19 protein-coding genes and 1 riboswitch are annotated in these 25613 nt (G+C 42.3%); of the genes, 4 read left to right on the plus strand and 15 right to left on the minus strand.

What is annotated here, in order from left to right:
- Position 1: 1 nt before the first annotated feature.
- Both secD and yajC read right to left on the minus strand, forming a co-directional pair.
- Entirely contained in the window at positions 2-1879 is a 1878-nt protein-coding gene (gene secD / locus FQ084_RS07235) for a protein translocase subunit SecD (RefSeq protein ID WP_149489958.1), read from the minus strand.
- Positions 1880-2189: 310 nt separating this feature from the next.
- Positions 2190-2468 carry a preprotein translocase subunit YajC gene (yajC, locus tag FQ084_RS07240; RefSeq protein ID WP_149489959.1) on the minus strand — a complete coding sequence of 93 codons (279 nt, stop codon included), beginning with the start codon at positions 2466-2468 and terminating at the stop codon, positions 2190-2192.
- A 516-nt stretch (positions 2469-2984) separates the two neighbouring features.
- Between yajC and FQ084_RS07245 the strand changes: the two genes are divergently transcribed.
- The 3 genes from FQ084_RS07245 to FQ084_RS07255 all read left to right on the plus strand — a co-directional run bounded on the left by FQ084_RS07245 (position 2985) and on the right by FQ084_RS07255 (position 8500).
- A complete protein-coding gene (locus FQ084_RS07245) occupies positions 2985-4322 on the plus strand; it encodes a hemolysin family protein (RefSeq protein ID WP_149490206.1) in 1338 nt (445 codons plus the stop codon).
- Positions 4323-4731: 409 nt separating this feature from the next.
- Positions 4732-5226: a nuclear transport factor 2 family protein gene (locus FQ084_RS07250; protein ID WP_149489960.1), complete on the plus strand. Its 495-nt coding sequence runs from the start codon at positions 4732-4734 to the stop codon at positions 5224-5226.
- A gap of 196 nt (positions 5227-5422) precedes the next feature.
- On the plus strand, positions 5423-8500 hold the full coding sequence (locus tag FQ084_RS07255; RefSeq protein ID WP_149489961.1) for a LysM peptidoglycan-binding domain-containing protein: 3078 nt from the start codon (positions 5423-5425) through the stop codon (positions 8498-8500).
- A 147-nt stretch (positions 8501-8647) separates the two neighbouring features.
- Here the strand turns inward: FQ084_RS07255 and FQ084_RS07260 are convergent, their stop codons facing one another.
- On the minus strand, positions 8648-9856 hold the full coding sequence (locus FQ084_RS07260) for a transglycosylase SLT domain-containing protein (protein WP_149489962.1): 1209 nt from the start codon (positions 9854-9856) through the stop codon (positions 8648-8650).
- A 1013-nt stretch (positions 9857-10869) separates the two neighbouring features.
- Entirely contained in the window at positions 10870-11727 is an 858-nt protein-coding gene (locus FQ084_RS07265) for a Nif3-like dinuclear metal center hexameric protein (RefSeq protein WP_149489963.1), read from the minus strand.
- Positions 11728-12135: 408 nt separating this feature from the next.
- On the opposite strand from FQ084_RS07265, the gene FQ084_RS07270 reads away from it, so the two are divergent.
- Complete coding sequence (locus FQ084_RS07270; RefSeq protein ID WP_149489964.1) at positions 12136-13464, plus strand: trypsin-like peptidase domain-containing protein; 1329 nt, start codon at positions 12136-12138, stop codon at positions 13462-13464.
- 148 nt (positions 13465-13612) lie between these two features.
- On the opposite strand, the gene yfaE is transcribed toward FQ084_RS07270, so the two are convergent.
- From yfaE to rpoD, 11 genes are all read right to left on the minus strand, one after another.
- Positions 13613-13879 (minus strand): class I ribonucleotide reductase maintenance protein YfaE, encoded by a 267-nt coding sequence (gene yfaE / locus FQ084_RS07275; protein ID WP_149489965.1) that lies wholly within the window; start codon positions 13877-13879, stop codon positions 13613-13615.
- Between the two features lie 171 nt (positions 13880-14050).
- Positions 14051-15184, minus strand: coding sequence for a class Ia ribonucleoside-diphosphate reductase subunit beta (gene nrdB / locus FQ084_RS07280; RefSeq protein ID WP_149489966.1), 1134 nt, complete (start codon positions 15182-15184; stop codon positions 14051-14053).
- Positions 15185-15288: 104 nt separating this feature from the next.
- Positions 15289-15642 carry a hypothetical protein gene (locus FQ084_RS07285; RefSeq protein ID WP_149489967.1) on the minus strand — a complete coding sequence of 118 codons (354 nt, stop codon included), beginning with the start codon at positions 15640-15642 and terminating at the stop codon, positions 15289-15291.
- Positions 15643-15681: 39 nt separating this feature from the next.
- Entirely contained in the window at positions 15682-15969 is a 288-nt protein-coding gene (locus FQ084_RS07290) for a type II toxin-antitoxin system RelE family toxin (RefSeq protein ID WP_149489968.1), read from the minus strand.
- Positions 15959-16210 carry a type II toxin-antitoxin system Phd/YefM family antitoxin gene (locus FQ084_RS07295; protein ID WP_149489969.1) on the minus strand — a complete coding sequence of 84 codons (252 nt, stop codon included), beginning with the start codon at positions 16208-16210 and terminating at the stop codon, positions 15959-15961. The genes FQ084_RS07290 and FQ084_RS07295 overlap by 11 nt, the downstream gene beginning before the upstream one ends.
- Positions 16211-16393: 183 nt before the next feature.
- Positions 16394-17281, minus strand: a complete 888-nt coding sequence (locus FQ084_RS07300; RefSeq protein ID WP_149489970.1) for a hypothetical protein — start codon at positions 17279-17281, stop codon at positions 16394-16396.
- Positions 17282-17918: 637 nt separating this feature from the next.
- Positions 17919-20195, minus strand: a complete 2277-nt coding sequence (gene nrdA / locus FQ084_RS07310) for a class 1a ribonucleoside-diphosphate reductase subunit alpha (protein WP_149489972.1) — start codon at positions 20193-20195, stop codon at positions 17919-17921.
- 511 nt (positions 20196-20706) lie between these two features.
- Positions 20707-21084 (minus strand): YbeD family protein, encoded by a 378-nt coding sequence (locus FQ084_RS07315; protein ID WP_149489973.1) that lies wholly within the window; start codon positions 21082-21084, stop codon positions 20707-20709.
- A gap of 91 nt (positions 21085-21175) precedes the next feature.
- Positions 21176-21874, minus strand: a complete 699-nt coding sequence (locus FQ084_RS07320) for a class I SAM-dependent DNA methyltransferase (protein ID WP_149489974.1) — start codon at positions 21872-21874, stop codon at positions 21176-21178.
- A gap of 72 nt (positions 21875-21946) precedes the next feature.
- Positions 21947-22594, minus strand: a complete 648-nt coding sequence (gene tenA / locus FQ084_RS07325; protein ID WP_149489975.1) for a thiaminase II — start codon at positions 22592-22594, stop codon at positions 21947-21949.
- Positions 22595-22717: 123 nt separating this feature from the next.
- A riboswitch (TPP riboswitch) is annotated at positions 22718-22836 on the minus strand.
- A gap of 229 nt (positions 22837-23065) precedes the next feature.
- Positions 23066-24985: an RNA polymerase sigma factor RpoD gene (gene rpoD / locus FQ084_RS07330; RefSeq protein ID WP_149489976.1), complete on the minus strand. Its 1920-nt coding sequence runs from the start codon at positions 24983-24985 to the stop codon at positions 23066-23068.
- Positions 24986-25613: the final 628 nt, after the last annotated feature.

A 25613-nucleotide genomic window follows, 5' to 3' on the forward strand; every position in this document is an offset into this window, starting at 1 on the left:
CCTAACCGATACTCAGACGTTTGATAGATTTACGCTTACCGTAAGCAATTTGTATCAGCGCACGCGTTACCAAAATGGCGGTAAATAGCGAGCTGACAATACCAATAGCTAACGTAATCGCAAAGCCTTTAATCGGACCTGTACCAATCGCAAATAAGATAAAGGCGACCAGTAAAGTTGTGATATTGGCATCGAAAATACTACTATAAGCGCGATCAAAACCTGCCACGATCGCAGATTTTGGTCTGACACCGTTTGCTAGTTCCTCACGGATACGCTCAAAAATCAGAACGTTGGCATCGACTGCCATACCAATGGTCAATACGATACCCGCAATACCAGGTAGGGTCAGTGATGAGCCTAAGATTGACATAACAGAGATGATAATAATCACGTTAACTGCTAGAGCAATATTGGCAATCACCCCAAATAGGCGATAGAAAATAATCATAAACGCAAAGACTAATAAATAACCAACTTGGGTGGAAAATAGCCCTTTATCGATGTTTTCTTGACCTAATGATGGGCCAATAGTGCGCTCTTCTACAAAATACATCGGCGCTGCTAACGCACCTGAACGTAGCAAGAGCGCAAGCTCAGCGGCTTCCGCACTACTATCAAGACCGGTAATACGGAATGATGAGCCAAGTACCGCTTGAATGTTGGCACGGTTAATGACTTTAGTTTCAGCGTAAGGAGTACGTACTTCCACCGTTTCGCCAGTCACTGGATCTTCTTCATAAGCGATACGTTGTTTGTTTTCAATAAACAATACGGCCATTTGCTTGCCAACCGCTGTACGGGTAGCATTTTGCATCAGCTTACCGCCAGCACTATCTAGTGTAATACTTACTTCAGGCGAGCCGCTTTCATCGATACCCGTTTGAGCGTTGGTTACCTTGTCACCTGTGACAATCGCTTGGCGCTCTAGCAACACTGGTGGACCATCAAGCGTTTCAAATGGGAACGCTTCGGTACCAGCAGGAGGAATGCCGCCCATATAATTTTCAGCGCCTTCAGCGACCATACGGAACTCAAGGTTGGCCGTACGACCAAGAACACGTTTTGCTTCTGCAGTATCTTGTACACCCGGTAGCTCAACAACAATACGGCTGGCACCTTGTGATTGTACCAAGGCTTCGGTTACCCCAAGCTCAGCAATACGATTGCGCAGAGTAGTCAAGTTCTGATTAACCGCGTAGCTGTTGATTTCATCAAGCGTTGCATCGTTATAAGCTAAAATCAGCGCAGGACCTTGCTCGTCAATAGAAGACTGTAAGGAGAATGTATTACCCATCGAACCTTGTAGGACGTTTTGCGCACGGTTACGGGTATCGGTATCAGCAAAATGTAGTACCACGCCACGTTTTTCTGTTTTGATACCTTTAACTGCAATACGCTCAGCACGTAGGTCACGGCGCATATCACGACTGGCGCTGTTTAAACGTTGCTCGAGCGCCTTGTCCATATCTACTTCTAGCACAAAACGCACACCACCGCGCAAATCAAGCCCGAGTTTCATAGGTCTTGCGCCAATATCACGCAACCACTGAGGGGTAGTCTGTGCCAAGTTCAGCGCGACTACGTAGTTCTCGCCCAAATTTTGACGCAGCACTTCCTGAGCTTTTAGCTGATCGACTGGATTGTCAAGACGCACCAGCGCGCTGTTGCCCTCAAAGGTACCGTCATGATTATTAATTCCAGCCTCTTTAAGCAAGCTTTGAGACTGAGTCAAGATACCTTCAGACAGCTGCGTACCTGCTGCTGCACTGGTAATCTGTACGGCAGGTTCATCAGGATAGAGGTTAGGAGCCGCGTATAGACCGGCAATGATGAGCACGACGACGATGAGTAAGTATTTCCAAGCGGGATATTGCATAATCACTTCTTTAAGTTGATAAACTACTGGCGACGCAGGCCACAAGTTAGCAGATGGGAAGTTAGCGATAACAGAGGTGAGTGACTAAATGGAGAGCTACTATATAGTATGAGTAGTCGTACTGAATCATGCACCACTGTGATCATCCGCGATGATAGTAAAGCAAAAAACGGTAAAGCGTAAAGCAGTAAAGCGAAAAATGACCGTAAATAATGTACGGTCATTTTAAAGTCATTACAACTATTAATTGATAACGGCCATCAATTAGTCACAACCAATGTTTAGCAATTACCAAATGTATCAATAATAATTAAACGCTTTCGATAGTACCGGCTGGCAATACTGAAATAACAGAAGCACGTTGTACTTTAACGTCAGTATTGTTGTTTAGGCTGACAACCGCATAATCGCCTTCTAGTGCTTTGATACGACCCATTAGGCCACCAGCAAATATGATTTCGCTACCGACGGTCAATGAATTGACCATCGCACGATGCTCTTTAGCACGTTTAGATTGGGGACGAATAACTAAGAAGTAAAAAATTGCAAAAAAGGCAACTGGTAATAAGATTTGACCGAACTGTTCCATATATCTCTCAATAAATTATAGATAACAATAAATTTAAACGCATAGTAACAAAAAATCCCAGACTTGGTAACTGTTAATCATAGGCTAGGCGTGTTTTTGTTAACCATATAGCATACTAACTGCCAATATTTGGGGTAGCAATCGCTTTACTGTCTTAGAAGGCAGGGTAATCAGACCCTTAGCTGGGAGAAAAGCCAAATGTTAAGTGGAGATATTAAGTTTTATAGAGTCGTAACAGTGAAGTGATTAGCATTGTTAGACCAGCTACATTCTTGAAATGAATAGTGATTTATTGTGAAATAGTACTATCGGTGCTACTATTCAAGGATTTTCTATATAGCTGTAAATGGCGCTATAGGCGCTATAATAGTATATCTTGAGAGCGCTTTTAGTGACCATGTAGATAAAAATTAGACTTCATCATTTATTATTTTCTATCTGCTACCGTCAGCTCATGATATATTGTGACTTCCTTTTTCTTCTTTGTTTAGGTTACCTAACTTGTTTACCTCTTTTATATCTGTACCTCGCTTATACCGTCCGCGCGCCTGTCGTAAAGACGCATCCGCTGAACCTCCCCCAACGATGCGTAACGATGATTGTTTTAGTAAAAATTGGTTCGGTATGATTCGCTTAAATATGTCGCGCCTTTTTGTAAAACGGCTTTCCATATTATTCGCACTGATAACGCTGCTAACCACTCTACTACTGCCGCAATCGGTGCTGGCTGCCGATGGCTTAGCAAACCCAAGCCCGACCAGCGTGCTACTACTTATCTTATTTGTGGTTGTAGCAATTGGCATCTCATTCATTTGTTCGTTGGCAGAGGCAGCATTACTCAGTATGACACCGTCATATATTGCTGACATTCAAGAAACCAATCCAAAAAAAGCCAACATGCTGAGACGTTTAAAGGTTGATAATATCGATCAATCGTTGGCGGCTATCTTAACCTTAAATACCGTAGCGCATACGCTAGGTTCTATCGGTGCAGGTGCTCAAGCCACCATAGTGTTTGGTAGTGCTTGGTTTGGACTATTTTCTGCGATCATGACGTTGGCCATTTTGTTTTTGTCGGAAATCATGCCAAAAACACTCGGAACTATATATTGGCGCCAATTAGGTGGCTTAGTTGCTTATTTTGTCCGCGGTATTATTTTGCTGCTATATCCACTTATTTGGTTTTCAGAAAAATTAACTAAATTGCTAGTACGCGGTAAAGAACCGCAGGCGTTTAGTCGTCGTGAGTTTGCTGCCCTTGCTAGTATCGGTGAAGAGTCAGGACAAATCGACCCATTAGAGTCGCGTATCATTCGTAACTTATTGGCATTTGGTGCCATCAAAGTCGAAGATATTATGACCCCACGTTCGGTAATGCTGGCATTTGAAGAAAATAAAACCGTTGCTGATCTGCTAGTTGACCGACCAAAACTTACTTTTTCTCGTTTACCAATTTATGATGGCGATTTAGACAATATCACCGGTTTTGTATTAAAAACCGACATGCTATTGGCAAAGTTCAATAATGCTGCCCACAAACCACTGACAGATTATAAACGCGACATTACCTTTGTATTTTCAAAGATGAAATTGTTTGATTTGTTAGAGTTGATGCTAAAAAACCGTCTTCACATTGCGATTACGGTTGGTGAGTATGGCGAAGTCAAAGGATTGGTGACATTAGAAGATGTGTTTGAAACCTTATTGGGTCTTGAGATTGTCGATGAAATAGATCGCGTCGAAGACATGCAGGCGTTAGCTCGGCAGATGATGGACAGACGGGTTGAGCGCTTGGGTATGAAGCTAAGTGATGACGAGCAGTACGAAGAAATCCCTACTGAGGATAAGCATTAACTATGCGTTTGATAAGGCTGCCTAAATTATTGATGATCTAGGCAGTTTTTATAAATAACATTGCATTTAATCATAGCATCTAACCTATACTGCTATCTTTGGTGATATTCGCAATAATTACACAGGGTGTCACATAGCTGTGAGAATTTAGTGATAGGCTAAAATTATCATAACAAAAGGCTGCTAAAAATCTTAAATTTGGCTAGATTTAGAATACTTAACGGATAAAAGCACGACTGATTCTTATAGCCGTATGATTTATAAAAGTACAATTTGGTTTTAGTTTATGGGATAGATGTTTATATACGAGAGCAGCACTTTATAATTAAATGATACATAACCGTTAAGCGTCATTGCATGATAACAATCACAAATGATCATAACGACAATAGTATCACTAAGGAATATCATGAAAAGACTATGGGGAAAAGGGCTGTTGGCTCTATTGATGAAAAGTGCTAGCGTGACCGCGATAGTGGCGGCTGCCAGCACAATGAGTATCAGTGCGCAAGCGGCAACCATGAGCGAAGCTTTGGTGCAAAACTATGCCACGGCGATGAAATCAGCAGCCAATAGCCAAAATGTCAATCAAGTCGCACGCCTCGTATCTGACGATGCGCTGATTTCAATGTCTAGAAAAGGCAAGTCTACCAGTCTCGACAAAGATGCTTATCTAAAATTACTGCAAAACAGTTGGAGTAACACTTCAAACTATCGCTATGATATCAATGTGGATAATATCGTCATTACTGGTGAGCAAGCAAAAGCCAATGTCACTACCAACGAAAGCTGGATAAAAGACGGGCAAAAGGTCTCATTTGTCACAACATCGAGAGTGACGCTTACCTTATCGACGGGTAATGCGGTACTTTTACGCGCTGTCTCACAAGTGGCGATTAATTAGTCATCAACAAGCCGTCATCAACAGCGCTAGTTAATGAATCGTATAAATAATACCGCTATTTAGCCATTGAAAGAGAGAGTAGATTAAATTCTACTTATTATCTTTCATAATAGGCTGGTCTTTGTTTGATATTGCGTACTATACTGTCGATTAACTTTATTTTATCACTTATTGTTGTTAGGAAACTTCCACTATCATGTCTACTGTGTCATCAAAATCTCGCTCATTTATAGCTTTACCACTGACGCTTGCGGTGTCGACTTTACTTATCAGTGCTTGTAGTAATACTTCGGCGGTGAAGAACACGGGTGCGACTGGCAGCTCAGCTGTGGTCACCAAGCGTCCCGTCACTCAAGCCACAAAGCCAAGCACTAGCGCTGATTATTCAACGGCATTTTTAGATGCTGAAAGCTTAGATGAGCTGGCCGATTTATTAGAAGCCACTGATATGACTATGGTTGAAGGCAATAAACTTGCGATTCAACAATATGGTGACTTATGGAATCGTTTGCGTGCAGGCTACCGAATGAATGGTGGGCAGCCTGTTTATAATCAGCGTATTGAAGCGCAAAAAGGTTGGTTTACCAGTCGTCAAGACTATCTAAATCGTTTAACCGCGCGTGCCAGTCGTTACCTTTACCATACGGTGCGAGAAGCTGAGCGTCGTAATATTCCAACCGAACTTGCGTTACTGCCTGTGATTGAGAGTTCCTACGATCCAAGTGGTACCAGTAGTGCGGCGGCAGCAGGTTTATGGCAGTTTATCCCGAGTACTGGGCGTATTTATGGTCTAAATCAAAGTAGCACTTACGATGGTCGCCGTGATGTGATCGAATCAACGCGAGCCGCTTACGACTTTCTAACGGCATTGCATAACCAGTTTGGTAGTTGGGAGCTGGCATTAGCGGCTTATAACGCCGGTCCTGGTCGAGTACAAAAAGCTATTGATGCCAATGCTGCTGCGGGCTTGCCGACGGATTACTGGTCACTAAGATTGCCTACTGAAACCATGAACTATGTACCGCGATTTTTAGCGGTTGCCGAAATCGTCGCTAAGCCTGAGCAATACGGTGTCTATCTACCCGCTATCGCTAACCGCCAGCATTTCCGTAGTGTGCCAGTCAACTATGGCGTCAGCTTAGCTGAAGTAGCACAAGTAACGGGTGTCAGTTATGATGAGCTAGAAAGATTGAATACGGCGCTCACGTCTGCCCGTATTGATTCGTCGGGTCCACAGCGTATCATTATTCCTAATGACGTCAGCTTGACGACAGATGCGAAACTGAGCGCCTTGAGAGGTAATGGCAGTAGTAATATTCTTGCCTCTAGCAATGCTGTTACGACGACTACGCCAAGCTACTCAGGCTCCACTGCTACTACGCCTAGCTATAACAATAAACCATATACCAGTGGTACGTCATTACCTTCTACCGGTAGTGCACTTGCTGATTATGCGGCGAGCGCCAGTGTGCCGCAGCAAACCACCAGTTATATCCCACCGACGACTTCAGCGACGAGCAGCTCTGTTTATAGCAGCAATCCCTCATTTCGTGTTGAGCCACCATTGACCTCAGCAGAAACTAAAAAGATTAATGCTGAGCTAAAGAGCAGTAATAGCTTGCCGACCACATCGGCGCAAATTACTCAAAACAATACCATTATTCAAGAACCGCCGCTAAGCAAAGAAGAGCGTGATTTCATTGCCAGTCAAATTCGTATCAGTACGCCTGAAACTAAAGTCATTAATGCCGATGGTAATATCAATCTATCAGCGGTCCAGACGCAGCAATCGGTGTTAGAGGCCAGTGGTCAAGAAAAGAAACTGAGTTTTCCAAAAACATCGGTGAGTAAGCCAAAACCACAAGGTACGCGTAGCACCTATACGGTTAAACGTGGTGATACCTTAGCAAATATCGCCAGTCGCGCGGGTGTAAGCTGGCGTGATATTGCTGAATGGAACCAGATAGATGCCAGTGCTAATCTATTAGCGGGCAGTACGTTATATTTATATAACGCCAAATCTATTGAACCATTGAGCAATGCCAGTAATACAGCGGCAAGCCAGCCTGAAAGCTATGTGGTACAAAGTGGCGATACGCTTATCGGTACGGCCAATCGCTTTGGTTTATCGGTGACTCAGCTAGCAACCTATAATAATTTGAGCAGTAGAGCCGACTTGCTACGTGGCCAAAAACTATGGCTTGTGCCTGGCAAAGTGACTGCGCCAGCCAGCACGCCTGCTGCGCCATCGACCAAACCTAGTAGGCCGAGCACAGCAACCAAAAATTATAAAGTCAAATCAGGTGATGGTCTGATTGCTTTGGCACGTCAATTTAATGTGCCTACCACCACCTTGGCGACGCTAAATAACATGAGTACGACCGATTCATTATATGTCGGTCAAACCTTAAAAGTACCAGCCAATGTGGACTTGACTCCGGCGAGTACCACGCCTAGCAGCACCTCCAGTAAGACAACTAATAATACTAATATTGCTAGCACGTCAAGCTCAGTACCAACGACCAACTATAAAGTCAAATCAGGTGATACTTTAATCGGTATTGCAAATAGCGTTGGCATTAGTCCTGAAGAACTGGCAGCCGTAAATAGCAACTTTGATGCCAAAGCGCGCTTACAACGTGGTCAAACGATTAAAGTACCTGTCACTAAAGATTTGGTTGATCGTCAGCTCAATGACAAGGCAGTCAGTTATAAAGTCAAATCAGGCGATACCTTGACGGGCGTTGCGCAGCGTTACAACATTGGTCTGGGTGATTTGGCCGCTGCGAATAATCTGAAAACCAATGCTAATTTAATACTGGGTCGTACGATTACCATTCCTGCCAATGGTACAGTGAGCGCTCCTAGCACTAACAGTAATACTAGTAACACCAGTAGCAAGAGTAACAGTAGTGCAATTGCGGAGACAAATAGCAGCGCCAATACTGCCAGTAGTAACGGCAAAAAACTCGGTAATACTGAGAGCTACAAAGTCAAATCTGGCGATGGTCTTATTGCTTTAGCGCGTCAGTTTGGCGTCTCGGTAGAGGACTTAGCAGCGACTAACAATTTGGCGACCAACGCCCAGTTACAACGTGGTCAAACGATCAAAGTACCGAAAGCTACGGTAAGCTATACCGTTGGCTCAGGGGACAGCTTGATTGGATTGGCACGTAAATATGGCGTATCAACCAAAGAGCTTGCTGATATGAACAACATCGCCGTAGATACTATGCTACAGCGCGGTCAACGTTTAACCGTACCGAATCGCTAATATAATTGTATTTAATAAATGTTGTAAATTAAAAAAAAGCTGCTCTTATAGAAGAGCAGCTTTTTTATTGCAAAGGTTTTATACGGATCTTATTTAGAAGCTTTTATTAAGAACTTTTCATTAAAAATATTTTAAAAACAAAGGTCATTAGACAGTTTGCGTTTTAATGGTCTCAAGGTAGCTTCTAATATTACTCACATAATGCATCGCCTGACCATAACGGCTATTTGAGGCTCTGTTCTCAGATAAGTAGGCATATATATTTGCCCAGCTTTTATCATCAATACCATTGGCACTCAATTTACGCTGGATACCTTTTACGGCATTTGGACCCATATTATAAGCGGCGAGGGCAAACCAGATGCGGTCAGTCTTTGGCACATCAGTAAAATCGGCTTTCATTTGCTCCAAATACCGAGCGCCGCCACCGATACTTTGGTAAGGATCAACGCGGTCAGAGACGCCCATGGCTTTAGCGGTATTATTGGTCAGCATCATTAGGCCGCGTACCCCTGTCGGTGAGACAGCATTAGCATCAAGATGTGACTCTTGATAGCCCATTGCCACCAGCAACTCCCAGTCATGGTTGTAATTGCGCGCTTGCTCTTCGAAAGAAGATTGATAGTCGGGTAATTTCTCTATCAGGGTCTTTTTAAAATGGTCTTGGCTATAAGCATCTTTTAATAAATTCTGATTATAAAATGCCGCCAATTTCTGTGTGTGTTCAAGCTTCATGCTATCACATAAGAAATAACTGGCTTTTTGTGATAATGGGTCATTGGCTGAATTAAATGTCCAACTGACCTTAGGATGTAGACCATTTTTGGTCAAGCTGGCGTCATAGCCACAGCTAACATTAACTGAAGATAAATTCAGCTGACTTTTCATCTGGGTGCTGGCGGTGGTCAATGCCATATCGGCATCGCCTGATTTTAACGCTCTTAACGCGGCTTCTTCACTAGCATAAGCTTTTAAATCGATTGTTACCCCAAGCTCATCCGCATAACTCCGTACTAAGTCGTAGCCAAAACCATGCTGAAAGCCGTCAGTCGCAAAGTAAGTACTGTCACCTGGCACGGCGGCAATCGTTAACGTTTTCTCCAACATGACATGGTCATAAGCTGGTATGGGTGCGCCCATCGTCATCAGACTCTCAGCAGGTAAAGAGAGCAGGGCAATGCTAGACACTTGTGCCAATTTTTTAGTTTTGGCAAAACGAGTCACTTTAATAGGTGCAACGGCTGGAACGAGGTTACTTTTGGTGTGTAGTAGGCGCTTAGATGGACGCAGTAAGTATGAGATACGGCGTTTAGCCCCTTGCGCAGATACTTTCACACGATAAGTAATACGCTGCATGGATGTCTCCTGATTTTAGCCATCCTGCATACCATAAAAATGCTCCAGCAATTTATGCTTATATATTCATATAAAGCGTATGGCTATATATGGGGCATAAATGTCATTGCATTTTAGATAGAATTGCCCTTATAAATAAAATAAGAACAATGTCATCTTGTTTACATATAGTGCTGCTAACCTCAAACATATAACCGTTAGCGTGCTAGTCTCTCAATTAGTTAACCAATGCCCAATGTTATCTTTTTTTAAATGAAAATAATTTCGAAAACTATTCTAAAGAAAAGACGCACCACACCGCGAAGGGTATAAATCGGATGATTCCTTCATCGATGATAGAGCTGGCTATTAATTAAAAGCCCCGTTATTGAACTATATTAAACATAGGTAAGGTCATGAATAAGTTATTGAGACAAAAACGTGGCATAAGCGCGGTACAGCTGCACTTAATCGTTGCTACGCTCATATTACTAACCAGCTACTCTTTAAATAGTTTGTAGGAGAGTAGATGGCCAATAATAGATATTGCCCAGCGATAGAAACAAGCAAATGACCTGTCTGACTACTCATTAAAAATAAGTAGCAAACACATTTTACTTAAGCAGTATCGCGACGCTAAAAACAGGAAATACTATCTAAACAGTATTCAGTGATTGATTATCTAAAAATTATTAATCAGAAAAATGCCATTAAAAAATTAGATAGTAGATAACCAACAGTGTTTTAGCACCATAACCGGAAGCTATAAAAATGGGAAGTCTCATGACAAGACATTCTTTCTTCAGGTACTAATATGCGGATATTCACTATATTATTCAAGTAGGGTTAATAAATTAGCGATAAAACTTAACAATAGCACTATAAACGGTAAAAAATGACCCTGTTTCCGCCACTCTACTGACAATAAACGTCAAAAAAAGTGATTGCCATAGGAAATAAAATGCTTTTACTGTGCTTAAAATGTTAAAAATTAGTGCCAAAACAACGAAAAATTTACTAAAACTGCTTAATCATCAGGCTGGATTATCGATATCTACAAAAGTCACTGGTAAGCCAAATTGCTGAGCAACGAGTTCTCCTAATGCTTGAATACCGCCACGTTCTGTCGCATGATGGCCACAGGCAAAATAATCAATACCAAGCTCGCGGGCAATATGCGTGGTGCGCTCTGATATCTCACCTGAGATAAAAGCGTCACAGCCCATTAGGGCGGCTTGTTCAATCATATCTTGCGCGCCGCCGGTACAGATACCCACTCTTTCAATCAGCCTGTTATTCTGTCCATTATATCCGTCAGTATCTGAGGCTTGATAATGAGCAGAGATGTGTAGTGGCAGGCGTCCTAGTGCATCGGTAATCTGCGTAATAAGACTTTGAGCGTTTTGCGGTGCGCAAGTGGCAATATTACCAACCGGATGTGATTCGCTAGGATAGAGGGCACTAATGATACTCATATCAAGTAGCTCAGCCAGTTTGGCGTTATTACCAATGCGAGGATGGGCATCAAGTGGCAGATGATAGCCAATCAAAGAGATACCATGTTGCATGAGTTTGCGGATGCGCTGGCCTTTCATCCCTGTAATGGGCGCAGGTTCCCCTTTCCAAAAGTAACCATGATGGACCATAATGGCATCAGCGTTGTCAGCAATCGCGGCATCAATCAACGCCTCACATGCGGTCACGCCAGTGATGAGTCGCCGGATAAGTCGGCCACCATCTACTTGTAAACCATTGGGAGCATAGTCTTTAAAGGCTGCGGCTGATAAGTACTCGTCACAAAATTCAGTGAGGGCTTGAGCACTAATCGTATTATTTAAGAGCTGGGTGGAAAATTCGCTTGAAGGTGGGTTTGAGATATTGTGCGTGGTCATGGTCTTTCCTTATAATTGTTTCAGTTTTTCACTGTTTTGATTTTGTACTGTTTTACTGCTAAAAGGGATCAGGTATTTACATTAGATAACTAAGTATTAAATAACTAAGATAATATTTATAAATCATACAGGATTTTTATCCTCGCTATTTTAGCATGCTGCTATAAAAGAGTAGACAAGTCGAATAACTGAAACGGTACACGATGCGTTACTATTTGGCACTGTTGCCAGTTATAATTTGCATACCTTAGTCTATATGATCTATAGCGTTTCTGAGTCTATGAGATCTATAGTTATTAAGTTGTCTAGCTTTACAGCCGATATACTTGATTGGTTAGAAGTGTTTTTACTGATTCATCATTCACTGTTTTTACAAAAACTGTTTTTAAAAAATATAGAGGTTTTTATATGTCGTCATCTCGGAACGCCAACGACAAGGCTGGTCTGGTAAAATGGTTACCTTGGATTTTGTTGCTGATAGTGATTGCAGCATTTATCTGGTTGTTTACGAGTATGAAGACGGCATCAGAGCAAGCATGGGAGCCACCTAGAACCACACCTGCTGAGCAGCAAGCTTCAGCGCCGGTTTCGGATACACCGGCACCGATTTCTTCTTATCATAATGGCGTTGCTCGCGCCTCACAGTCAGTGGTGAATATCTATACAACGCAGACGATGGCAGAGCATCCTTATATGAATGACCCTGTGTTGCGCCGGTTTTTTGAGTTTCATGGCGGACCGTCAGAAGAGCAGGGCAATACCAATTTAGGCTCTGGCGTGATTGTCTCAGAAGATGGTTATATCGTGACCAATGCCCATGTCATTGAAAAAGCCGATGAAATTACGGTCGCCCTTAATGATGGTCGCAAGAGCCGTGCTAAGCTGATTGGCACGGATCCAGACAGTGATTTGGCGGTGATTAAAGTCGATATGACGGGTCTGACACCACTTGGCTTCCGTGAAGAAGCTATTCGAGTTGGGGATGTCGCATTAGCGATTGGTAACCCGTTCGGTGTCGGTCAAACCGTGACCCAAGGTATTATTTCTGCGACGGGACGTACCGGACTTGGCGTCAATAAGTTTGAAGACTTTATTCAAACCGATGCTGCAATCAATCCTGGTAACTCAGGTGGCGCACTGGTTGATGCTCATGGTGAATTGGTTGGTATCAATACGGCTATTTACTCACGTTCAGGTGGCTCTATGGGTATCGGCTTTGCCATTCCTACCGCTATCGTTGAACAAGTGATGAACGCTATTATTAAAGATGGCAAAGTGAGCCGTGGTTGGTTGGGGATTGAGATACAATCACAATTACGTGACCCAACGCAGCTAGAGACCTCAACTGGGGTAGAAGTACTTAACGTCGTTCCTAAGAGTCCTGCCGCTAAGAGTGGTCTGCGTATCGGTGATATTATCTTGACGATTGATGGCATTGAGATGACGGATGCCAATACGTTGATTCAGTATGTCGCTCGTAAAGCACCTAATACAACGCTCAATGCTCAAGTCTTACGCCGCGGTAAAAACGCCCAAGTGAAGATACTGCTAGAAGAACGTCCGGCGCAAGAGCCGATGGCACGCCCCGTCATAATTCACGATGAAACGATTGGCGGTATGGCTGAACCAAATCTACAAGATGAAAGACAAGAAGTGCCGATGATGTCAGAAGCCGAGCGTGACCGTATGCGCGAAGAGCTATTGCAGCTGTTTGAAAGAGATGGCGCACCTTTATAAGTAAATTTATAACAGTATGCTCCATAAAATAAAGTTTAAGCAAACGGTTTTAGAGTTTATTCAATAATAAAAAAGCGCGTTATCTTGTAGATAACGCGCTTTTTTATTAGACTTTTAATGTTTAATAATAGCATTACTAATTTAGCAGTTATTTTTCTATCAGCTCATGATTGATATAAATCACCCCTTGCACGCGACAGCAGCACGGCAGGATTTCATCTTTTTCAATCATGGCCAGTGGCTCAAAAGGATAATCAATAACATGTGAGCTAGCAATCCGCTTAATGCGGCAACTGCCACAGTAGCCTTCCTTACATTGATAATTGATATCATGTCCGGTGCGTAGCAAGCCATCGAGCAGACTCTCGTCATCATGCAAGTAGAATTGCTTCTTACTCGTCATTACCCAAGTCATAATTCAACCCTATCCTAACTGGCTTTATAAGTATGCCAGTGTTCTTTAATGATTACCTTATTTATAAAATATGGCTAAAAAGATATTGGCTTACCTTTAAGATATTAAGGGCAAGCCAGTACAATCAAGTGATTAACTTTTAACTCTATTTAAGCTCAAAGCTTTTAAGACTTAAAGCTCAAAGTCATCAAAATCGCTGTCTGATAAGTCTGAATCAATTTGACCGACCAAGTACGAGCTGATTTCCGTCTCTTGCGGCGCCACTTGGACATTATCAGAAGACAACCACGTATTAATCCAAGGAATCGGATTTGATTTAGAATTGGGGAATGCCACTGGCAAGCCAACCGCTTCCATACGTAAGTTGGTGATATATTCGATATATTGGCAAAGGATGTCTTTGTTTAGACCAATCATTGAGCCGTCTTTGAACAAATAACCCGCCCATTCTTTTTCTTGCTCAGCCGCTCTGGTAAAGATATCAATGCTTTCTTGATAGCACTCATAGGCAATATCGACCATTTCTGGGTCATCTCTGCCATTGCGCATCAAGTTCAAGATATGCTGCGTACCGGTTAAATGTAGCGCCTCATCACGAGCAATGAGCTTAATAATCTTGGCATTACCTTCCATCAGCTTACGCTCAGCAAAGGCAAACGAGCAGGCGAACGATACGTAAAAGCGAATGGCTTCTAAGACGTTAACCGCCATTAAGCATAAATAAAGCTGTTTTTTCAACGACTTCAAACTAACCTTCACTTCTTTGCCATTGATGGTATGCGTGCCAGCACCATACATATTATAGAGCTGTGAATCGTAGTACAAATCATCATAGTACTTAGCGATGTCGGCAGCGCGCCCTAAAATGTGCTCATTTTGCATGATGTCATCAAAGACAATACCCGGATCATTGACGATATTACGAATGATATGGGTATAGCTGCGCGAGTGAATGGTCTCAGAAAATGTCCACGTCTCAATCCACGTTTCAAGCTCAGGAATAGAAACCAATGGCAACAGTACCACGTTTGGGCTACGACCTTGGATAGAGTCGAGTAGCGTCTGGTACTTTAAGTTACTGATAAAGATATGCTGCTCATGTGACGATAGATTGCCATAATCCATACGGTCTTTTGACACATCAACTTCTTCTGGACGCCAAAAGAACGACAGCTGCTTTTCAATCAACTGCTCAAAGACAGGGTGCTTTTGCTGATCATAACGCGCCACGTTGACCGGATTACCAAAGAACATGGGTTCGAGCAAAGCATTATTTGGTTTTTGCGAAAAGATTGAGTAAGTCATCGTGCCACCTTTATAAGTTATACAAATGGTTAATCTAAAATTGGATATGCGGTTTTAACAATGCGGTTTTAAAAGTATCAGTAAAATGGGTTATAGGCTCTGTATTATAAATTCTCTAGTGATATTTGTGTTGGTTCCTGTCCATCATTCATATAGGCCTTGAAAATCTCGCTAAGCTCACTATCATCTAAGCCTTCTAGCTCATCGATAGCACTCTTACGCAGCGTACTTAAATCTACCTCTGCGGCTTTCTGTGTTTCTTTTTTTAGCGGCTTTTTTACTGGTTTTTTTGCTTGTCTTGGCGCGTCCATCTTTGACACAGCGCTGCTATTCAATTGCTGACGAACCTCCTCGATATCGACTTCTACTTGCACGATATGCGAGCCACCATCGTTTAGGTCTGAAAATACGTTAGGGATAAACAAACCACCGTCTTTGATGATTGCGGTATATTGCACTCTATGACCTCCGTCATTTTTATTCTGTCTATGTTTTAATTATGGTTGGCGTGTCGCAAGCGCATCATATACTTTGTTATTCTCTCTTTTGCCTACTGCTAATACATAAACCACGATCACATCATCTTTGACGGTATAAACCAGGCGATAACCTATGGTGCGTAGTTTAATTTTATAGGCATCCGTATGTCCTGAGAGTTTTGAAGCAGGAACACGAGGATTTAATAAGCGCTGCTGTAATTTTTTCTTAAACTGCTGCTGAATACTGGGCGCTAACTTTTTCCATTCTTTTAACGCGAGAGGATGAAACTCAAGATTATAAGTCATCCAATGTGACCTTGATAGGTACTTGCCCGTCATTCATCCGTGCGCTAACGGTTTGGCTTAATGCCATATCGTCTATCACTTCCATCATGCGCTCATACATATCTGTGGAAACCAAGTAAGCCACAGGTTTATTGTGATTTAAAATAGCAATGGATTCACCATCCGACTGTTTAATCAGTGCCGAAGGGTTGGTCTTTAACTCTGAAATACTGGCTGTCTGTGTCGCAAATATTGGTTGCATGATTCATTCTCCGCTAATATTAAGCTCTAAATATAGGGCTAATTTTAGCACGAAAATTAGGTCTTAATTGTTACTCTATATATTTTGTAGGGTGCGCCTCGCGCACTGTTAAACACAATTTCCATATCATCGGTGCGCTGGGCGCACCCTACAATTTAATCTTATTAATGTGCTGTAGGTTAATTAGTTTTCAAAACAACAATTCAAAAACCTTCTTAATTTTCTATGCCTTTTACTACTTATTAAAGGCGTAAATTGCCTCATATTATCTGCTTCAAATAACTTAAAGCCTTCTCTGATATTACTGTGGACTTCATAAATACTATCTTTTAAACGTTCATTATCTTTTGTCATCTTATTTAGATCTTTGAAAGCTATATTTTCCTCATCGAACTTTTCTAAACTTTCAAGAATTACCTTATTGTTTTGAATCATATCTTTAATTTTGATTCTATCAACCAGATAGCCAAGACCTTTTAAATTACCTAAATTTTCAGAGATATAAAAAGGACTTTGAACAGTTTTTCCTGTTCTAACTTCTTCAAATTCAATCTCAGGTTTGGTTGCTCTACGCTGTATAGATATAGAAGAGCTTTTACTGTGCATCATTTGTTCTAACTTATTGTACAAACATTCAAGACCTTCTGATTTCATATTTCTATAAACGCTTTCAATCTTTTTCCAATCAGCTTCTATTTCACTTAACTTTCTATAATTCTCAGTAACATTCGATTTTGCTAATTTTATACTCTCAACTTTGTTGAAGTAATCAATCTCTCTACTAAGTTTGTTATTCAGAGAAGTAAAGTTTTCTCCAAAATACTTCTTACCGCAGTCATTTCCTAAATTAGTCAGCCTTCCAGATTCAGTTTCAACAATACATCCGATGTTATGAGGTGTACGACAATTTGATAAACCGCATCTTCCCTTGTTTGGAAGTTCATATTTAGTAATAACTTGCTTTAGTTTCTCCTTCTTAGGATCTATTGAGTCAGTATATCCACTCAATTTAAAAATATCATCCCAAGTAGTAATTCTCACAAAGTGCTTTTTACTAACTGACATATTCAAATTTCTATTCCTCTCAGCAACTTATACTCAATAGTGCGAAGGTGCCGAAACACCCGAACACTAAACCATTGAGGTTAGACTAAAGATCTACGCAATTTTTCTAGCATAAGTATATTTAGCATTTAAGTTTATGTATCCGTTAAGTCCATTTCCTAGTCTAGCCAGTCTTATCATATTATTGACATGATAAGAGCCAGTTGTGAAATAGTTATACAGATACGTACCGCCTTTCGTAAAACGTACAATTATAAAGTCGGTACCGACTTCAAACGCGCTTACGCCAGAGTCACCATGGGTATCACAATAAATCTCCATACTCATTACTCCTGAGTTGAAACATGTGTGACTATCACTTCACGGTTTGTCTTGGACAAGGGATAAGTTTTGAATTAGAATAGCTGCCTTACAACGGAAAGTTACTCTATTTTCTTACCACTTGTGGAAGTCGATAGTCTTAACTCCTTGATATTAAATACGCCAATATTTAATATCTCCAATGGCAAAGATGAGAAATCGTCTTTGCCATTTTTATTGCCTGATTCTTTTAGAGCCAAACAAATTTTAAAATATTCCTAAAATATATTACTGATATATAGCGAGCTTAACCCAAAAGCGAAACCCGCCATTCATCACTTGCTTAAATCTTACATGCACCGCCAGCACAATCATCTTCCATATCCGCTTGGGCATCGTTCGCACCATCACGAGTGTTATGGTAGTACAACGTCTTCACGCCAAGCTTATACGCGTTTAGCAGATCTTTTAGCAATATCTTCATTGGTACACGACCGCCTTCATAACGAACGGGATCGTAGTTGGTATTGGCAGAGATACTTTGATCGACGAACTTCTGCATGATAGCGACCAGCTTTAGGTAACCGTCATTGTTCGGCATTTGCCATAGTAGCTCGTACTGATCTTTTAGCTTATCAATCTCAGGCACGACTTGCTTGAGGATGCCATCTTTTGACGCTTTGATAGACACCAAACCGCGTGGTGGCTCGATACCGTTGGTCGCGTTGGCAATCTGACTAGAGGTCTCAGACGGCATCAAGGCGGTTAGGGTAGAGTTGCGCAGACCATGGGTGGTGATTTCAGTTCGTAGCGTTTCCCAATCTAAATGGAGCGGCTCTTGGCAGATCTTATCCAAGTCTTTCTTATAAGTATCAATCGGCAAGATACCTTTCGAGTAGGTGGTCTCATTAAAGGCAGGGCAAGCGCCTTGCTCTTTTGCCAATTTATTTGAGGCTTTCAAGAGATAATACTGTAGTGCTTCAAAGGTTTGATGGGTTAGACCAAGAGCACTATCGTCTGAATAGCGGACGCCATTTTTGGCTAAATAATAGGCATAGTTAATCACGCCAACACCTAAGGTACGGCGACGCATACTGCCATTTTCAGCTGCTTTGACTGGATAGTCTTGATAATCGAGTAGAGCATCAAGCGCACGGACGATAAGCTCCGCTGGCTCTTCGATATCGCTAACGTTTTCAACTTTACCTAAGTTGACCGCTGATAGGGTACAAAGGGCGATTTCACCAGTTTCGTCATTGATATTATCAAGTGGTTTGGTCGGTAGGGCGATTTCCATACATAGATTTGACTGGCGAATCGGCGCAACCGTCGCATCAAATGGGCTATGCGTGTTGCAATGGTCGACGTTTTGGATATAAATACGACCGGTGCTGGCACGCTCTTGCATCATCAGGCTAAACAGCTCAGTTGCTGGAATTTGACGGCTACGAATGCTAGGGTCATTCTCGTATTTGGTATATAGCTCTTCAAACTTGTCTTGATCTTCAAAGAAGGCATCATACAAGCCCGGTGTGTCGCTTGGTGAAAATAGCGAGATATCTTGACCTTTAATCAAGCGGGTATACATGGTCTTATTTAACTGTACGCCATAGTCCATATGACGGACACGATTGTCTTCAACGCCGCGGTTGTTTTTCAGTACCAGTAGCGACTCAACTTCCAAATGCCATAATGGGTAAAATAGCGTTGCTGCACCGCCACGGACGCCACCTTGTGAGCAGCATTTAACCGCAGTCTGGAATAGTTTGTAGAACGGAATACAGCCAGTATGCTGCGCTTCACCGCCACGGATAGGGCTACCAAGGGCGCGAATACGACCAGCGTTGATGCCGATACCAGCACGCTGCGATACATAGCGTACGATAGCGCTGGTGGTGGCGTTGATAGAGTCTAGGCTATCACCACATTCGATCAACACGCACGAGCTAAACTGGCGCGATGGCGTACGTACACCAGACATAATAGGCGTTGGTAGAGAGATTTTAAATTGTGAGGTCGCATCATAAAAGCGCTTCACATAATCGAGACGCTCTGACTTTTCATAGCTGGCAAACAGGCACATACCAACCAGCATATATAAGAACTGCGGGCTCTCATAAACGGTCTTGCTGACGCGGTCTTGTACGAGGTATTTACCCGCCATTTGTTCAACGGCAGCATAGGCCAGGTTCATGTCGCGCCAATGATCAAGATACTCTTCTAACTCGTCAAATTCCGCACGGCTATAATCCGCTAAGATATGCTGATCGTATTTACCGGCATCAGTCAGTTTCTTAACATGGTCATACAGATGCGGAGGCGTGAACTTATTATAAGCAATCTTACGCAAATGGAAGATGGCCAAACGCGCGGCTAGATACTGATAGTCAGGCGTGGTTTCAGAGATAAGGTCAGCAGCAGACTTGATGATGGTCTCGTGAATGTCACGCGTTTTGATGCCTTCATAAAACTGAATGTGCGATTTTAGCTCCACTTGTGACACCGACACATTATCTAAACCGTGAGCTGCCCACTCGATAACCTTGTGAATTTTATCTAAATCAATAGGCTCTAAACGTCCATCACGTTTGGTTACTTGGATTTTATCGATATGTGTCATGCTGACCTCGTAAGTTGATTGCTTGGTAATTATTTAATGATGCTGCACAGTTATATAGCTGGCAGGCATTCTTTATCACGCTATAACATCCTGTCACAGCAGAGTGTTTTCTAGGCAAAACGATGCCATTGCTCATAGTGATGGTTTAAACCACTGAGCACTACATATAGCGTATTTGTTAGTAGGTGGACACAATATAGCGGGAAAGTTTTGAAAATGCTATATTGATTTTAGCGGCAAACTATGTTGCCTAGGGGGTAAAGCGTGTCCAAATTTTGGCAAAGGACGATGGGATAAGGGTTAGACGCGAATAAGATAAATAATAAAAGTTTTGTAAAAAATGGCGCTGATTTACTTTTTATTGTTGGGTAAATTGACGCACGCAAATCTGCTGAATGGCGCTAATATTTTGGGTTGAGATTGTACCCTAGGCGATAAAAAATCGCCACCCATATGAGTGACGATTCGGACGAAAAATGGGCTGGTTTTTCTTAAATTAATAAAACTGTCGTTAGACGACCATACGTACGGTTTTTGCATTATCGAGTGACGCATAAAGCGTGTTCACTTGCTCAACGGTGGTTAAGTATAAATTGGCACGAACCGAATGAAAGCGTCCTGTTTTTGACGGTTTGACTTCCATAGAAGCCAAATCAAACTCTGGGAACTGGCTACCAAGTATGAGCTTCACTTCATTGAGTAAGCTGTCATGCTCGCCTTCATGACCGATGATACTCAATGGATAGTTCATTGGGAACTGCCAAAGTTCAGGGTTTTGTACGTCAGTTTTTTTGCCTTTTAAGACACCATTATTGGCAACCAGTTCAGTGACTTTAACGTCTCTTTGATTGGTTGTTTTTTGGTCGTTGTTTTTTTGGTCATCACTCATGGTTTTGCCTCGCTCTTATAAAATGCATTGTGCTGTTTATGATGGCATAACTGATGTTATTCAAGTGTTATTACCGCATCAATTTTAGCGTCTACTTTTTATAACCACAAATGGCCACATAGTCACCGCGATCATAGCCTTCGATGACCTCTTGTACCTTGTCATTAGCATACATAGGATGGGTCAATAGAGTTTGCGCATATTCAAAATCGACAAAGCCATTGGCTTGCATCAGCGCGATTTTTTCATCAGAGGTACGCCAGTTTGCTGATTTAACCAGTTCAATAGGATAAGGGTCGGCGGGGGAGATGTGCGCAAGTAATGGATGCTCCCACGTGTCTAACGAGCTGGCCAAATTGTATAAGCTGGCAAAGCCGCTTTCTTTTGGCACATCAATCAGGATAAGTTTACCGCCAGTCTTTAGAGCATCAAAGGCCTTTTTAATACATAAGCCTAAATCGCTGATATAGCTGACACTGCCGTTAAACATAATGATGTCAAACTTATTGGGCTCAATCTCGCACGTTTCAGCAGGGCTAATATCCACTTGTAAGCCGCGCTTCTCAGCGACTTCTGCCATATCTTTAGAAGGCTCGATACCGTGCGTGATATGAATATCGTAATCCTTAGCCAGTAGTGACTCAAACAGTCCGCTACCACAGCCGATAGACAGTATCTCGCTGTCTTTATCTAAGAAGTGAGCAACCAGTTTTAGTTCACTAGTCAGTAAGTTTTGATTGTCAAAAAACCAGCTGTCATACGCGCTTGCGTGTTCATCGAATGTGGCCATGAAGTTTCTCCTTGAGTGTGTTCGTTATTATATTGAGGGATTAATCGGATTTTTGAATATGAAAGGTATAGGCTATGACAAATCTAACGCCTGCTGCCAAAAATTAACTTCCATACGCGCGGCAGTATTAAATAACCGTTGGAATTTGTCTGCTTGAGCAGGAGTAGCATCGGCTAACAGCGTATTAATTTGTGCTTCGTTTTGCGCGGTAATTGCCTGAAAGTCATCGCTGGAAAACACATCAATCCATAGCTGATATGGATTATCAGCGATAAATCCTTGTTTTTTTATAGACTTGCCAATTTCTCCATAGCCCATCAAACAAGGGGCAATCGCAGCATAGAGCTCGGCTAGAGAGCCTGACATCGCAGCGTCTAATATATAGCGGCTATAAGCAATGGTCACGGCAGATTCAGGGGCGTTTTCTACTTCTTCAAGCGCAATACCCCAGTGGTGACAAAAATCCAAATACATACCGATTTCCATATCGAGCATGGCGTTGATACCCGCTTGGCCGACGCGCATTTGTGCCAATGTGTCACTCTTATACACGCTCAATGCCATCACACGGGTATAGTGAATCAGATATAAATAATCTTGGATGAGGTAGTGACGAAAGCTGTCAGGTGCGAGCGTGCCTGCTGCTAGCTGCTTGACAAAGTTATGTTGAGTATAATTATTCCATGTTGGGCAATTATGACGTAGCGTTTGGTAATCCATAGTTTTCACTTACTGTTATAAAGTGCAAGCAAGCAAATGGCAGGAAACGAGAAGGGATAAGGCACAAAAAATTAGCCAGTCTAGGTTAAATAGAGCGACAAAATATGAGGTAAATGTGACTTATATATCGACACGCTTGTTTCCTACGTCAGTGCTAACTGCATCAGGTTCGCGGGTAACTCTCAGCCATGATTTTGATTGTACTTAAAGCGTCAAAAATCAAAGCACCCCGACAAGGTTTATTTTTTAATAACAAATATAAAATTCTAATAGCTTTGAGCCGCTGTTAATTAGGTAGCCCAACTCTATGATAGGCGAACTCAGCCATCATTAGCAAGAGGCACCCAAAAAAGTGGATATAAAGAGGGTTTTGGCGTTATAAGCTTACAGGCACAAAAAAGCTGAGACATGCTCAGCTTTTTTGGTTTGGTTTTAAGAATGTTGATATATGTTTAGCTCATACTATCTACATTAGTCATTTTCAAGGAAAGAACGCAAGTGCTCAGAACGTGATGGATGACGCAATTTACGTAATGCTTTTGCTTCGATCTGACGAATACGCTCACGCGTCACATCAAACTGCTTACCAACTTCTTCCAAGGTATGGTCGGTTGGCATATCGATACCGAAGCGCATTTTAAGGACTCGTGCTTCACGCTCAGTCAGATTACCCAAGACGTCACGCGTCGCTTCACGTAGACCAGCTGCGGTCGCATCATCAACAGGGCTTGAGATAGTACCATCTTCGATAAAGTCGCCTAGGTGCGAGTCTTCATCATCACCGATTGGCGTCTCCATAGAGATAGGCTCTTTGGCAATTTTTAGCACTTTACGGACTTTAACTTCGTCCATCTCTAAGCGTTCGCCCAATTCCTCAGGCGTTGGCTCGCGTCCCATTTCTTGCAGCAATTGACGTGAGACACGGTTTATTTTGTTAATGGTCTCAATCATATGCACAGGAATACGAATCGTGCGTGCTTGGTCAGCGATAGAGCGGGTGATTGCCTGACGAATCCACCAAGTGGCATAGGTCGAGAATTTATAACCACGGCGGTATTCAAATTTATCAACCGCTTTCATTAAGCCAATGTTACCTTCTTGGATCAAATCCAAGAATTGTAGACCACGGTTGGTGTATTTCTTAGCGATAGAGATAACCAGACGTAGGTTAGCTTCGACCATCTCTTTTTTAGCACGGCGCGCTTTGGCTTCACCGACAGCCATGCGACGGGCAACGTCTTTCATGTCGTGAATTTTCATATCGAGCTGCTGCTCGTAATCACGAATTTTACGTTGCAGTAAAATCACATCGTCGGTGACTTTTTCTAGCGTACCCGCAAAAGCAGGCTTGCCTTTAATACGCTCAATTAGCCAATCAACGTTGGTCTCATTGCTAGGGAAAGTTTTACGGAATTCATCACGCGGCATACGACCACGGCGAATGACCAAACGCATGATTTGACGCTCTTGCTTACGCACATCATCATAGACGTCATGCATAATGGCCATGACTTGGTCTGACAAGCGATTATTAAGCTTCAACATCATAAAGCGTTCGGCAAGTAGGGCATAAGCCGCATCCGCTTCTACGCTACCACGGCCATAATCAAGCAAGGCTTGTTTGGCTTTGATAAATAAGTGCTCAATCTCTTCCAGACGTAGGCGTACTTCTTCTGGATCGATACCGCCGGTTTCTTCTTCGGCTTCTTCTTCAACTTCTTCTTCGTCCTCATCATCATCGTCAAGCGCTGCTTTTGCATTGGCTTTTGGTTTGATAACAGGCGGATTTTCTTTTTCTTCTTTAATGCGCTCACGCTCTTCTTTCGCCGCTTCTTTTGCTTCTTGGGCAGCGATTTTGTCTTCTTCGGTTTCAGGGTCTAAGAAACCGGTGATGACGTCAGACAATTTTTTCTCGCCATCTTGGACTTTTTGGTACTCGTCAAGGACGAACTGTACCGTACCGGGCCAGTAAGACATCGCATGCTGCACGTCACGAATACCTTCTTCGATACGCTTGGCAATGGCAATTTCGCCTTCACGGGTAAGCAGGTCAACTGTACCCATCTCACGCATATACATGCGCACAGGGTCAGTAGTACGACCAGGATCGGTCTCAACCGCTGCTAATACCGCGGCTGCCTCATCGGCTGCTGATTCGTCATCACTTGACTCATCGTTCATCAAGATGTCATCGGCATCAGGCGCAGATTCAAAAATTTTAATGCCAACGTCCGTTAGCATTTGCACGATATCTTCAATCTGATCACTTTCAGTAATAGAGTCGGGCAGTTGGTCATTCACCTCAGCATAGGTCAAATACCCTTGCTCTTTACCCATTTGGATTAAGGTGGCCAGTTGAGATGTGGACTTAGAAACTGACTTATCGTTCATAAATACTCGCTTGCTTGCATCGGACATTTTTATATTGTGACTCGCTATCGCTCGCTCAGTGCGTTGATACAATCAATCGATTCATCAAAATATGGCGTAAAGGTTGTCAATAATAACAAAAATGAGTGGATATGAATAAAGGCTCAAAATACTACAATTACAATGCTAAAAAACCGCTAAAAATTGGTCACGCGCAAAATATTTCAAAATAATATTACCTAAAAAACAATGCTACCTAAAAAACAATGCTACCTAAAACAAAATAATAATATTAGCTAAAAAATGGTGGTTCAAAAAATACAGCGATTTAAAACCAATATTTTAAAAAGCGCTTTAAAAATTGATACCTATAACTTTGTTTTACCTAAAACTGTGCTCAATGATGCGGGCTTATCGTCATCTATTCAGTCGTGCTATAAATATATAGCGACACAGTTTAACACAGACCAGCATAATCAAGCACGAGGTAGTGATGCTCGCTGCTATTTATTACCGATATTGCTGATTATTTTTTACCCATTGGTTTTTTATCCGTAGCTTGGTTTAGGACAGTATAGGTAAGCTGTGTATACGACTGGGCATAATCATTAATAGTGGGGGCAACCACGATACTTTTAAAGGGTGGCTA

Source organism: Psychrobacter sp. ANT_WB68, from assembly GCF_008369115.1.
In the GTDB taxonomy this organism is placed as follows: domain Bacteria; phylum Pseudomonadota; class Gammaproteobacteria; order Pseudomonadales; family Moraxellaceae; genus Psychrobacter.